The following is a 12,454-nucleotide window of genomic DNA, read 5'->3' as shown; positions in this document are numbered from 1 at the left end:
GAGAGCCAGGATCCCGTAGACCGCCGAGGGGATCACCCCGACGATGAACATCCAGCGCCAGGCCTCCAGGCCGAGCCAGAGCGTGTTCGCGGCGCCATCGGCCCACGTCGCGAGCAGCGCGTCGGACAGCAGTGCCCCGAAGATGCCGAGCGTGATCGCGAGCTGCTGCAGCGACGCCAGCGATCCGCGGATCTGACGCGGTGCGATCTCTGCGATATAGGCCGGCGCGACGACAGAGGCGATGCCGATGCCGAGACCGCTCACCACGCGCCACAGGATCAGGTCGGGAACGCTGAAGGTGAGGCCCGCGCCGATCGAGGAGACGAAGAACAGGCCGGCGCCGAGCAGCATGACGCGCAGGCGCCCCCAGCGATCGGAGAGCGAGCCGGCGATCATCGCGCCGACGGCGCACCCGAGGAGCGCCACCGCGACGACGAAGCCCGTCAGTGCCGAGCCGAGGGAGAAGTGCCCGCCGATCGAGTCGACCGCGCCGTTGATGACCGACGAGTCGAAGCCGAACAGGAAACCTCCGACGGCCGCCGCGACCGACAGCCCCACCGCCCGTCGCCCGAAGGGGCTGCGCAGAGAGAAGGCGTCGGCGGGGATCGTTCCAGTGCTCACCGCACCACCCTAGTGGCGCCCGGAGGGGCGGGTCGGGGGTTGACGCCGCGCCTCGTTAGGGTGAGGGGGTGACCGTGCATCTGCTCGGCGCGGCCGAGATCCGCGCCCTCGCCGCCGAGCTCGACGTCACCCCGACGAAGAAGCTCGGTCAGAACTTCGTGCACGACCCCGGCACCGTGCGCAAGATCGTGGCCGCGGCATCCGTCACGGCCGACGACCGCGTCGTCGAGGTCGGCCCGGGGCTCGGGTCGCTGACGCTCGCGATCCTGGAGACCGGCGCCCGGGTGACCGCGGTGGAGATCGACCACCGCCTCGCCGCGCGACTTCCGCAGACCGCCGCCGACCACGGTGTCGAGGACGGCGCCCTCACCGTGGTCGACGCCGACGCGCTCACGATCTCCTCGCTGCCGGGGGAGCCGACGGTGCTCGTCGCGAATCTGCCGTACAACGTGTCCGTGCCCGTGCTGCTGCACTTCATGGAGGCCTTCCCGCGTCTCGAGCGGGGCGTCGTGATGGTGCAGGCCGAAGTCGGCGAGCGGCTCGCCGCGGGGCCGGGTTCCAAGGTGTACGGCGCCCCCAGCGTCAAGGCGTCGTGGTACGGCGACTGGCGCCTGGTCGGCACGGTGTCGCGCATGGTGTTCTGGCCCGTGCCCAATGTCGACAGCGTGCTCGTGGGATTCGCCCGCGCGCACGAGGCGCGTGGCACCGAGGCCGAGCGGCAGGCGACGTTCCGCATCGTCGACGCGGCCTTCCAACAGCGCCGCAAGATGCTGCGCCAGGCGCTCTCCGGGGTGCTCGGCGGGTCGTCCGCGTCGGCCAGTGCGCTGCTCGAGAGTGCGGATGTCGCCCCCACCGCCCGCGGTGAGGACCTCACCGTCGAGGACTACCTGCGCATCGCCCGCGCGGCGGCTAGCCTGGGCGGGTGAGCACAGAGCCGCGTATCCGACCCTCCGTCCCCGACATCCACCGGCCCTACACGGCGGCCCCGGATCGGTACGACCTCACCGAGTACCGTCAGGTCGGGACATCCGGTCTCTACCTCCCGCCGATCTCGCTCGGCCTGTGGTGGAACTTCGGCGACAACGTCGCCTTCGACACGCAGCGTGGCATCCTCCGGCACGCCTTCGACCACGGCATCATCCACTTCGACCTGGCCAACAACTACGGTCCTCCCTACGGCGCCGCGGAGACCAACTTCGGACGCATGCTGCGCGAGGACTTCAAGCCCTACCGGGACGAGCTGGTCGTGTCGTCCAAGGCGGGGTGGGACATGTGGCCCGGGCCGCACGGCGACCTCGGCAGCCGCAAGTACATCCTCGCGAGCGCCGAGCAGTCGCTGACGAGGCTCGGGCTCGACTACGTCGACATCTTCTACTCCCACCGGGTCGATCCCGACACTCCCGTCGAGGAGACCATCGGCGCGCTCGACACGCTCGTGCGCCAGGGCAAGGCGCTCTACGTGGGCATCTCGTCGTACTCCGCGGAGCGCACCGCGGTCGCCGCGGCGGTGGCCCGCAGCCTCGGCACGCCGCTGATCATCCATCAGCCCGCCTACTCGATCCTCAACCGGTGGATCGAGGACGGTCTGACGGGCGTCCTCGCCGAAGAGGGCATGTCGGCTATCGCCTTCACGCCGCTCGCCCAGGGGCTCCTGACCGGCAAGTACCTCGGCGACGGCAAGGCCAAGCGCTCGCAGCCGCGCGACAGCCTGCCCGACCGGGCGCTGTCGCACCAGGCGATCGCGTCGCTGCGATCACTGAACACGATCGCGAAGGAGCGCGGTCAGACGCTCGCGCAGATGGCGATCCAGTGGGTGCTGCGCGAGCCCACCGTGTGCTCGGCGCTCATGGGGGCCTCCAGCATCGAGCAGCTCGACGAGAACCTGGCCGCCCTCACCGGACCGGCCTTCGACACCGACGAGCTCGAGCGCATCGACGCGCTGTCGGATGTCATCGACGTCAACCTGTGGGCAGAATCATCGAAGCTGTGATCCTCCCCGCCCCGACCGTGCACGTGCGCGCCCCGGGCAAGATCAACCTCTTCTTCGAGGTCGGCGCGCTCGGCGCCGACGGGTACCACGACGTCGCCTCGGCGTACCAGGCCGTCTCCGCGTACGAGGACGTGTGGGCCTCGGCGTCTGACGACCTGACGATCGAGGTCACCGGATCGGTGGATGTCGCGGGTGTCCCACTCGACGCCCGCAACCTCGCCGTGCGCGCCGCGCAGCTGGTCGCGGACGAGGCGGGCATCGACGCGGGCGTGCACCTGCGCATCGTCAAGGATGTGCCCGTCGCAGGTGGGATGGGCGGAGGATCCGCGGATGCCGCAGCCGCCCTCGTCGCGTGCGACGCGCTGTGGGGAACCGGCATCTCGCCGATCCGGCTGCGGGAGCTGGCGGCCGAACTCGGTGCCGACGTGCCGTTCGCGCTCTCCGGCGGCACGGCGATCGGGCTGGGGCGCGGCGACGACCTGAGTCCTGCCCTGGCGCGCGGGCGTTTCGACTGGGTGATCGTCACGAGCGAGGACGGCCTGTCGACTCCGGCCGTTTTCGCCGCCCTCGACGCGCACCGCGACGACGCCTCGCTCGACATCGTGCCCGCGCGTCGGCCGATGGTCGATGACGCCGTTCTGCATGCGCTGCGCGCGGGCGATGCGCACATGCTCGCCGCGAGCCTTCGCAATGATCTGCAGCAGGCCGCGCTCGCGCTGCGACCTGACCTCGCCGACCTGCTCGAGACGGGTCGCGCCGCCGGCGCCCTCGAAGGGATCGTCTCGGGTTCGGGTCCCACGGTCGCGTTCCTCGCGGCGGGCCCCGAGGCCGCCATCGACCTGCAGATCGGGCTCTCGGCCGCCGGGCACGTCGCGCACCACGTGCACGGCCCGGTGCCGGGGGCACGCGTCATCCACGACGACTGATCGGGCGCACCGCGCCGCTGGAGGAGATCATGAACGACACCGCCGTCGCCGCCTTCCTGGCGGCCCCGCTCGATGAGCGTCAGGCGCGCCGGCTCGGCGACCTGGGGCTGCGCGCCGACCTCGTCACGGACGAGGACCGTGCCGCCTCGGACGGCTGGATCGAGGCCGTCTCCCGCGGATTCCTCGGCACCGAGCGCTCCGAGGTGCAGCGCCAGGCCGCGTTCGACGGGCTGCGGGCGCGTCGCCGGTTGGGCGTCTACGACGACTCCGCCCCGGTGCCCGGCACCCCTGTCGCGACGTTCGCGTCGTGGCTCGCCGAGCTCACCGTCCCCGGGCCGGCGCTCATCGACACGGCCGCCATCAGCTCCGTCACCGTCGCCCCCACCCATCGACGGCGGGGTCTCGCGCGGGCGATGATGGAGGGCGAGTTGCGGGCCGCGGCATCCGCCGGCGTGCCGGTTGCGACCCTCACCGTGAGCGAGTCGACGCTCTACGGCCGGTACGGCTTCGCCCCCGCCGCAGAGGCTGCGCACTGGCGGATCGAGGCGAAGCGCGCCGGATGGATCGGTCCGGTCTCGCCGGGACGCGTGGACTTCGTGCCGAGAGTCGACGCACGCGCCCTGATCGAGCCGCTGTACGACCGCGTGCGCCTCGCCCGGCCGGGCGAGATCACGATGCCGGCCGGGCACTGGGACCGCTTCCTGCGCACGCGTCCTGACTCGGAGAAGGGCGAAGAGCTGCGCACCGTCGTCTACACGACGGTGGCGGGGGAGGTGACCGGCGTGGCGCTCTACAGCGTGACGGAGTCGCACGACGACTTCGCGCGCTCGACCCTCGAGCTCGTGTACCTCCTCGCGCTCGACGACGAGTCCTACGCGGGTCTCTGGCGCTTCTTCCTCGAGATGGATCTGATCGGCTGGATCGAGGCGCCCGAGCTCTCGGTCGACGAGCCGCTGCTCTGGATGATCGCCGACCAGCGTGCCGCACAGCGCACGGTGCGCGATCACCACTACGTGCGCATCCTCGATGTCGTCGCCGCCCTCGAGGCCCGTCGCTACAGCGGCGCCGGGCGCGTGGTGATCGAGATCGCCGACCCGCTCGGGTTCGCCGCCGGCCGTGTGCTGCTCGATGTGGACGAGCGCGGCGTCGGTTCGGTGCGCCACGCCGACGAGACGACGGATGCCCCGTCCCTCCGCCTCGGCATCGCCGAACTGTCGGCCGCCTACCTGGGAGGGGTGCGTCTCGCGACCCTCGCTGCGGCGGGACGGGTCACGGGTGACGGGGTGGCCGCGGCATCCGCTCTGTTCGCCGCGCCGCAGGCGCCCATGCTGAGCTTCTGGTACTGATGCGGGCATAGCGCACGACATCCGGCGTCACAATCCCGTCCGAAATGTCCGCCGCTGCGAATAGCGTGTGCGTGAGCGGTGATCGCCGCCCGCGATGCGAGCGGCCGGCGGCCGCCCCGAACGGAGGACGCAATGCAGGCGCGACTGGGCGACACCGTGATCGCCGAGGCCGATGAGGCCGATCTGATCCGTATCGAAGGCAACTGGTACTTCCCGCCGGCGGCGGTGCGTGAGGGTGTACTCACCACCAGCCCGACGCCGTACACGTGCCCCTGGAAGGGCGCGTGCCAGTACTTCACCGTGACCGTCGACGGGAATGAGCTCACCGACCGGGCATGGAGCTACCCCGAGCCCTACCCCACCGCGATCGAGAAGGTCGGCGCCGACTTCTCCGGCTATGTCGCGTTCTGGAAAGAGATCGAGATCACCGACTGAGAGGACGACCGATGATCGAATTCTCGGCCGTATCCAAGACCTTCCCCGACGGCACCCGCGCCGTCGCCGACTTCTCCCTGCAGCTTCCCGCACGGTCCACCACCGTGTTCGTGGGCTCCTCGGGCTGCGGCAAGACCACCCTGCTGCGCATGATCAACCGCATGGTCGAGCCGACCGCCGGGCGCATCGAGATCGATGGAGAGAACATCGCCGATCGGTCGGCCGTGGCCCTGCGCCGCAGCATCGGCTACGTCATGCAGAACGCGGGGCTGCTGCCGCACCTCAGCGTCGTCGACAACATCGCCACGGTTCCGCGGCTCACCGGTGCCACCCGCCGTGCCGCGCGGGCGCGGGCGCTCGAACTGATGGACACGGTCGGGCTCGATCGCGCGCTCGCCGCGCGGTATCCGAACCAGCTCTCGGGCGGTCAGCAGCAGCGCGTGGGCGTCGCGCGAGGACTCGCGGCGGATCCGAACATCCTCCTGATGGACGAGCCCTTCGGTGCCGTCGACCCCATCGTTCGTGCCGAGCTGCAACAGGAACTCCTGCGTCTGCAGCGCGACATCGGCAAGACGATCGTGTTCGTCACCCACGACATCGACGAGGCGTTCCTGCTCGGCGACCAGGTCGTCATCCTCGCGAAGGGTGCCGCGATCGCCCAGGTCGGCACGCCCGACGAGATCATCGAGGCGCCGGCCGACGACTTCGTGCGATCGTTCATCGGAGCTGACCGGGGTAAGCGTGCGCTGTCGCTGCGACCGACCGCGGGCGGCGGAACGGCCGTCGTCGACGCCGACGGCCGCACCCAGGGCATCCTCGCGACCGAGGGCGCGTCGTCGTGATCTGGGTCGGCGACAACCTCGGCCTCATCGCGGGGCTCGCGGTCTCGCACCTGCGCCAGAGCCTGATCGCCATCGTGCTCGGACTCGTGATCGCCATCCCGCTCGGCTGGGCGGCGTGGCGCTACCGCCTGCTGCGCGGCTGGCTGATCACCGTGACCGGGCTGCTCTACACGATCCCCTCGCTCGCGCTGCTGATCATCCTGCCGTCTGTGTTCGGATACTCCGCGCTGAGCGAGACGAACCTCATCGTGGCGCTCACGATCTACGCCGTCGCGATCCTCGTGCGCTCGGTGGTCGACGGCTTGCAGTCGGTCGACCCGTCCGTGCGGCAGGCGGCTGTCGCGCTCGGCTACGGCGGTGCGCGTCGCTTCTTCACTGTCGACCTGCCGCTCGCCGGCCCGGTGATCCTCGCTGGGCTGCGGGTGACGTCCGTCTCCACGATCGCGCTCGCCACCGTCGGCATCCTCGTCGGCGTCGAGAACCTCGGCTACCTGTTCACCAACGGCCTGCAGCGCCGCATCACCGAAGAGGTGCTCTCGGGTGTCGTCGCGGTGATGGTCATCGCGCTGCTGATCGACGCGCTGCTGGTGCTCGGGGGGCGCCTGCTCATGCCCTGGGCTCGACGCTCCCGCACCGTCCGCGCACGTACCCGCCGGGTGCTCGCCGGGGCAGAGGTCGCCTGATGGACCTGTTCACCGGGGCCCTCGCCTGGATCTTCTCGCCCGATCGACTGACCGGAACGGACGCGCTGCCCATCCTGTTCGCGCAGCAGTTGTACTACACGTTCCTCTCGGTGCTCATCGCCGCGCTGATCGCGGTGCCGCTCGGCTGGCTCATCGGGCACACCGGCCGCGGTCGCGAGCTCGCCGTAGCCATCTCGGGCGCCGCCCGTGCCATCCCGTCCTTCGGACTTCTGATCTTCCTCGTGCTGCTGCTCGGCGTGCTGCACAAGCCCGAGGCCGCGGTGATCACCTTCGTGCTGCTCGGCATCCCGCCGCTGCTCGCCGGCGCCTACACCGGCTTCGAGGCGATCGACCGCCGCACGATCGACGCGGCGCGCGCGGTCGGCATGACCGAATGGCAGATCCTCTGGAAGGTCGAGGTTCCGCTCGGGCTGCCGCTGCTGCTGGGAGGACTGCGCTCGGCCGTGCTGCAGGTCGTCGCGACGGTGACGATCGCCGCCTACGTCAACCTCGGCGGACTCGGGCTGCCGATCATCACCGCGCTGAACCTCCGCCAGTACGACGTCGTGCTCGGCGGGGCCATCCTCGTCGCCGCGTTGGCGCTCGTCCTCGACGCGATCCTGGCGCTCGCCCAGTGGGCCTCGGTGCCGCGTGGCGTGCGTCAGCACGGCACCTCACGCCGGGAACGGCGCGCCGCGGCATCCGCTCTCGCCGTCACGTGACGTCACACCGTCTTGCTCCATCCCCCTCCACCCCCAAGAATCGCCCAGAACCTCGGTTCACGCACCCAGAGAGGACACCATGTCTACAGCACGCACGGCACGCGTCATCGGCGCCGCCGCCATCGCCGCTGTCGCCGCACTCGCCCTGAGCGCCTGCGGCTCCAGCAGCTCGATCGCCGGCCCCACCGCGACGAGCGCGGGAGGCTCGATCGTCATCGGATCGCAGGCCTACTACTCGAACGAGATCATCGCCGAGATCTACGCCCAGGCCCTCGAAGGCGCCGGCAAGACGGTCACCCGCCAGTTCAACATCGGTCAGCGCGACGCCTACATCCCGCAGCTCAAGAGCGGCGCGATCACCCTGTTCCCCGAGTACTCCGGCAACCTGCTGCAGTACTTCGACGCGAACACCACCGCCCGGTCGGCCGACGACGTCTACGCCGCCCTGCAGACCGCCCTGCCGTCGAACCTCACGGTGCTGAACCAGTCGACCGCGACCGATCAGGACTCCTACACGGTCACGAAGGCGTTCGCCGACAAGTACGGGCTCACCACCATCGCCGACCTCTCGAAGGTCACCGAGCCGCTCACCCTCGGCGGACCGCCCGAGCTCGCCGAGCGTCCGTACGGTCCGACCGGCCTGAAGTCCACCTACGGCGTGACCGTCGCGTTCTCGGCGACCGGTGACACCACCGTGCAGGACCTCGTCGCCGGTACCGTCAACGTCGCCAACGTGTACACGGCCGACCCGAGCATCCAGACCGACAACCTGGTCGTGCTGAAGGACCCGAAGGCGCTCTTCCTCGCGTCGAACGTGGTGCCGGTCGTCGCCAAGAGCATCGAGAGCGACGTCGCCGACGTCATCAACCAGGTGAGCGCCGCGCTCACGCCCGAGAAGCTCGTCGCCCTCAACGTGCAGAGCACGGTCGACAAGCAGTCGCCGGCCGACATCGCGAAGGCGTTCCTCGCGGCGAACAACATCAAGTAGGCGGTGCACGACGGGCCCGGCGCGTCAGCGCCGGGCCCGTCGTGCGTGCGGTCGAGGGGTGAGGGGGCTGCGCGGTGATCGACGCCGGTCGTTCTCAGCCCACCGATTCGCCGAGCTCGAGCCAGCGCTCCTCGAGTTCGACGGTCTCGGTAGTGAGCTGATCGCGCTCGGTCTGCAGCGCCACGAGCGCGGCGTAGTCGTCGTGCGCGTCGGCGAGCCGCACATCGACCGCCGAGATCTGCTCCGCCAGCTTCGCGAGCCGCCGGTCGATGGCGGCGAGCTCCTTCTCGGCCGCCCGGCGTTCGGCGCCCGAGAGGGCCGGGGTCGACGCGGCGGGGGTGGATGCCGCGGCTCGGGGCGCGGCGGTCGCGGGGCGTGACGCGGCATCCGTCATCGCGGCCCGCAGGCGCAGGTACTCATCGACGCCGCCGGGCAGGTGGCGGAAGCGGTGGTCGAGCACGGCGTACTGCTGATCGGTGACGCGCTCCATGAAATAGCGATCGTGGGAGACGACCAGCAGGGTGCCCGGCCACGTGTCGAGCAGGTCCTCGAGGGCGGCGAGCATGTCCGTGTCCATGTCGTTGGTCGGTTCGTCGAGGATGAGCACGTTCGGTTCGCCCATGAGCACCAGCAGCAGCTGCAGGCGCCGCTTCTGACCGCCGGAGAGGTCGCCGACGGGCGTCGACAGCTCCGATGCGCGAAAGCCGAGCCGTTCGAGCAGCTGGGCGGGCGTGAGCTCCTTGCCGCCGGCGACGTAGGTCGTCTTCTGCTCGGCCAGCACCTCGCGCACCCGCAGGCGTTCGACCGGCTCGAGCTCGGTGAGCCGCTGCGTCAGGTGCGCGACCTTGACGGTCTGCCCCCGCTTGACGCGCCCGGACGTGGGGGCGAGGGTGCCGGCCACGAGTGCGAGCAGGGTCGACTTGCCCGCGCCGTTCGCCCCGAGGATGCCGGTGCGCTCGCCGGGGGCGATGCGCCACTCCACTCGATCGAGCACGGGCTTCTCGTCGAACGAGACGGAGGCGTCGACGAGGTCGACGACGTCCTTTCCGAGTCGGGCGGTGGCGAGCTTGGTCAGCTCGATGCCGTTGCGCGGGTCGGGCTCGCCCTCGATCAGCTGGGTCGCCGCATCGATGCGGAACTTCGGCTTGGACGTGCGCGCCGGGGCCCCTCGGCGCAGCCACGCGAGCTCCTTGCGCAGCAGGTTGCGGCGCTTGTCCTCGGCGACGGCGGCCTGCCGGTCGCGTTCGACGCGCTGCAGGATATACGCCCCGTACCCGCCCTCGAACGGCTCCACCTCGCCGTCGTGCACCTCCCACATGCGCGTGCAGACGGCGTCGAGGAACCAGCGGTCGTGCGTGACGACCAGAAGGGCTCCGGATGCCGCGCTCCACCGCGCCCGCAGGTGCTCCGCGAGCCAGGTGATGCCTTCGACGTCCAGGTGGTTGGTGGGCTCGTCGAGGGCGACGACATCCCAGTCGCCGACGAGCAGACGCGCGAGCGCGACCCGGCGACGTTGGCCGCCGGAAAGCGTGTCGACGTCGGCGTCGAGGGCGAGATCGCCGACGAGCCCCTTGAGCACGTCGCGCACCCGGGCGTCCCCGAGCCACTCGTGCTCCGGCCGGTCGCCGACGATCGTGTGCTGCACGCTGCCGGACTCCGGCAGGTCGTCGTCCTGGGCGAGCATGCCGACGCGGATGCCGCCGCGCACCGTCACCTTGCCGGCATCCGGCGCGTACCGCTGCATGAGCACGCGCATGAGGGTCGACTTGCCGTCGCCGTTGCGGCCGACGATGCCGATACGGTCGCCGTCGGCGACACCGACGGTGACGTCGTCGAGCACGACCTTCGCGGGGAATTCGACGTGCAGATGCTCGCCGCCGATGAGATGGGCCATCAGTCGTTCCTGTCCGTGTGCGCCGCGTGCCTCACGCGTCGAATCCGAGGCTGAGCTTGCGCAGCAAAGACGCGAGGCGTTCGCGATCGGTGCGCGAGAGCCGCTCGAGCAGGTGCGCCTCGGCATCGACGAGACGTGTGATCGCGGCGTCGACGCGCACGCGACCGTCGTCGGTGAGGGTCACCAGGATGCTGCGCCCGTCGGCCGGGTCGGCCTCGCGCTGCACGAGGCGGCGCCCCACGAGCCGGTCGATGCGGTTGGTCATGGTGCCGCTCGAGACGAGAGTCTGCTGCAGGAGGGTCTTCGGGCTCAGCTGGTAGGGCTCGCCGGCGCGGCGCAGCGCCGACAGCACGTCCCACTCCCACGGTTCGAGCTCGCTGCGGCGGAACGCCTCACGCCGGGCGCGGTCGAGGTGGCGGGAGAGCCGGTCGACGCGGGAGAGCACTTCGAGAGGCGAGAAGTCGAGGTCGGGGCGCTGGGTCATCCAGGCCTCGACGATGCGGTCGACCTCGTCGCTCTCGGGTGCCATCCGCCCATTATCGCGCGCCGTGTCTCCGGTCCCGGGCGCGGGGCGGCGAGGTGGCAGACTTGGGGGCGGTTCCCGACGGCGCAGGCCGTGGGCGGGCCGGTCCGCCGTGGTGTAATGGCAGCACGACAGCCTTTGGAGCTGTGAGGTTCAGGTTCGAGTCCTGGCGGCGGAGCATGAACGAGCAGAACGCCACCGGCCTCGCCGTCGTCATCCTCGCCGCCGGTCAGGGCACCCGCATGAAGTCGTCGCTGCCGAAGGTGCTCCATCAGCTGGGCGGGCGGTCGCTGCTCGCGCATGTGCTCTCGACGGCGATCGAGCTGGAGCCCGACCGGGTCGTGGTGGTCGTGCGGCATGAGCGCGACCTCGTCGCCGCGGCGGCGCTCGACGCGCTGCCGGCCGTGCAGGTCGTCGATCAGGACGACATCCCGGGCACGGGGCGCGCGGCCGAGCTCGCCGTTGATGCGCTCGATGACTTCGACGGCGATGTGCTCGTGCTCTCCGGCGACGTGCCGCTGCTCGAAGCGCCGGTGCTCGCGGGGTTCGTGACCTCGCACCGGCTGGCGGATGCCGCGGTGTCGGTGCTCTCGGCCCAGGTCGACGACCCGACCGGCTATGGGCGCATCGTGCGCGGCGCCGGGGGTGGTCTCGAGCGCATCGTCGAGCAGAAGGATGCGGCGGCCGCCGAGCTCGCGATCACCGAGATCAACGCCGGTGTCTATGTCGTCCGGGCCGCGACGCTGCGCGCCCATCTGCCGGGTCTCACGGCTGCCAACGCGCAGGGTGAGCGGTACCTCACCGACGTCGTCGCCCTCGCGCGCGCTGCGGGGGAGCGGGTGGCGGCGTACGGTGCCCCCGACGCATCCACGGCCCTCGGCATCAACGACCGCGTGCAGCTGTCGGATGCGGCGCGCACGCTCAACGCGCGCACGGTGCGCCGGTGGCAGCTCGACGGTGTGAACGTGCTCGATCCGGCGACGACGTGGATCGATGTCACCGCGACGCTCGCCCCCGATGTGACCCTGCTGCCGAACACGCTCGTGCTGCGGGCGACGACGATCGGCGAGGGGGCGATCATCGGTCCCGACACGAGTCTCGTGGACTGCGAGGTCGGCGCCGGGGCGACCGTTCGTCGTTCGGATGCGACGCTCGCGGTCATCGGCGAGAAGGCCAACGTGGGTCCGTTCGCCTACCTCCGCCCCGGTGCGGAGCTGTCCCGCGGAGCGAAGGTGGGCACGTTCGTGGAGGTGAAGAACTCCACGATCGGCGAGGACAGCAAGGTGCCCCACCTGTCGTACATCGGCGACACGACGATCGGGCGCGGCGTGAACCTCGGGGCCGGCGCGATCACAGCGAACTACGACGATCTGGTCAAGCACCGCACGGAGATCGGCGACGAGGTGCACTCGGGCTCGCACAACGTCTTCGTCGCGCCCGTTAGGATCGGTGATGGCGCGAAGACCGGAGCCGGCGCCGTCATC

Annotated in this window: 13 protein-coding genes and 1 tRNA gene; 11 read left to right on the top strand and 3 right to left on the bottom strand. The window is 70.8% G+C overall.

The window, feature by feature from the left end:
• The coding region (locus ASG00_RS18605) for an MFS transporter (protein WP_235559595.1) at window positions 1-621 on the bottom strand (621 nt) is incomplete at its 3' end.
• A 68-nt stretch (window positions 622-689) separates the two neighbouring features.
• Between ASG00_RS18605 and rsmA the strand changes: the two genes are divergently transcribed.
• From rsmA to ASG00_RS13090, 9 genes are all read left to right on the top strand, one after another.
• Complete coding sequence (gene rsmA, locus ASG00_RS13130) at window positions 690-1,547, top strand: 16S rRNA (adenine(1518)-N(6)/adenine(1519)-N(6))-dimethyltransferase RsmA (RefSeq protein WP_056210138.1); 858 nt, start codon at window positions 690-692, stop codon at window positions 1,545-1,547.
• Window positions 1,544-2,611, top strand: coding sequence for an aldo/keto reductase (locus ASG00_RS14960; RefSeq protein ID WP_056210136.1), 1,068 nt, complete (start codon window positions 1,544-1,546; stop codon window positions 2,609-2,611). Before rsmA ends, ASG00_RS14960 begins: the two co-directional genes overlap by 4 nt.
• The gene (locus tag ASG00_RS14955) at window positions 2,599-3,537 is read left to right on the top strand and encodes a 4-(cytidine 5'-diphospho)-2-C-methyl-D-erythritol kinase (protein WP_056210370.1); all 939 of its coding nucleotides are present in this window, start codon (window positions 2,599-2,601) and stop codon (window positions 3,535-3,537) included. The genes ASG00_RS14960 and ASG00_RS14955 overlap by 13 nt, the downstream gene beginning before the upstream one ends.
• A gap of 29 nt (window positions 3,538-3,566) precedes the next feature.
• Complete coding sequence (locus ASG00_RS13115) at window positions 3,567-4,883, top strand: GNAT family N-acetyltransferase (RefSeq protein WP_056210134.1); 1,317 nt, start codon at window positions 3,567-3,569, stop codon at window positions 4,881-4,883.
• 132 nt (window positions 4,884-5,015) lie between these two features.
• Window positions 5,016-5,318: a DUF427 domain-containing protein gene (locus ASG00_RS13110; RefSeq protein WP_056210132.1), complete on the top strand. Its 303-nt coding sequence runs from the start codon at window positions 5,016-5,018 to the stop codon at window positions 5,316-5,318.
• Window positions 5,319-5,329: 11 nt separating this feature from the next.
• The gene (locus ASG00_RS13105; protein ID WP_045248646.1) at window positions 5,330-6,160 is read left to right on the top strand and encodes an ABC transporter ATP-binding protein; all 831 of its coding nucleotides are present in this window, start codon (window positions 5,330-5,332) and stop codon (window positions 6,158-6,160) included.
• A complete protein-coding gene (locus ASG00_RS13100) occupies window positions 6,157-6,843 on the top strand; it encodes an ABC transporter permease (protein WP_056210130.1) in 687 nt (228 codons plus the stop codon). The genes ASG00_RS13105 and ASG00_RS13100 overlap by 4 nt, the downstream gene beginning before the upstream one ends.
• Window positions 6,843-7,565: an ABC transporter permease gene (locus ASG00_RS13095; protein WP_056210128.1), complete on the top strand. Its 723-nt coding sequence runs from the start codon at window positions 6,843-6,845 to the stop codon at window positions 7,563-7,565. Before ASG00_RS13100 ends, ASG00_RS13095 begins: the two co-directional genes overlap by 1 nt.
• Before the next feature lie 79 nt (window positions 7,566-7,644).
• Window positions 7,645-8,553 carry an ABC transporter substrate-binding protein gene (locus ASG00_RS13090; RefSeq protein WP_045248649.1) on the top strand — a complete coding sequence of 303 codons (909 nt, stop codon included), beginning with the start codon at window positions 7,645-7,647 and terminating at the stop codon, window positions 8,551-8,553.
• Between the two features lie 94 nt (window positions 8,554-8,647).
• Here ASG00_RS13090 and ASG00_RS13085 read toward each other — a convergent pair whose 3' ends face one another.
• Window positions 8,648-10,447 carry an ABC-F family ATP-binding cassette domain-containing protein gene (locus ASG00_RS13085; protein WP_056210126.1) on the bottom strand — a complete coding sequence of 600 codons (1,800 nt, stop codon included), beginning with the start codon at window positions 10,445-10,447 and terminating at the stop codon, window positions 8,648-8,650.
• Between the two features lie 31 nt (window positions 10,448-10,478).
• Window positions 10,479-10,976, bottom strand: coding sequence for a MarR family winged helix-turn-helix transcriptional regulator (locus tag ASG00_RS13080; RefSeq protein ID WP_045248652.1), 498 nt, complete (start codon window positions 10,974-10,976; stop codon window positions 10,479-10,481).
• A 100-nt stretch (window positions 10,977-11,076) separates the two neighbouring features.
• Here ASG00_RS13080 and ASG00_RS13075 point away from each other — a divergent pair.
• Together ASG00_RS13075 and glmU are read left to right on the top strand one after the other, a co-directional pair.
• Window positions 11,077-11,148: transfer RNA gene (locus tag ASG00_RS13075), tRNA-Gln, on the top strand.
• 1 nt (window position 11,149) lies between these two features.
• The coding region (glmU, locus tag ASG00_RS13070; RefSeq protein WP_235559594.1) for a bifunctional UDP-N-acetylglucosamine diphosphorylase/glucosamine-1-phosphate N-acetyltransferase GlmU at window positions 11,150-12,454 on the top strand (1,305 nt) is incomplete at its 3' end.

Source organism: Microbacterium sp. Leaf351, from assembly GCF_001423825.1.
Lineage (GTDB): Bacteria > Actinomycetota > Actinomycetes > Actinomycetales > Microbacteriaceae > Microbacterium > Microbacterium ginsengisoli.
This window is presented reverse-complemented; position numbering and strand designations above follow the sequence as displayed.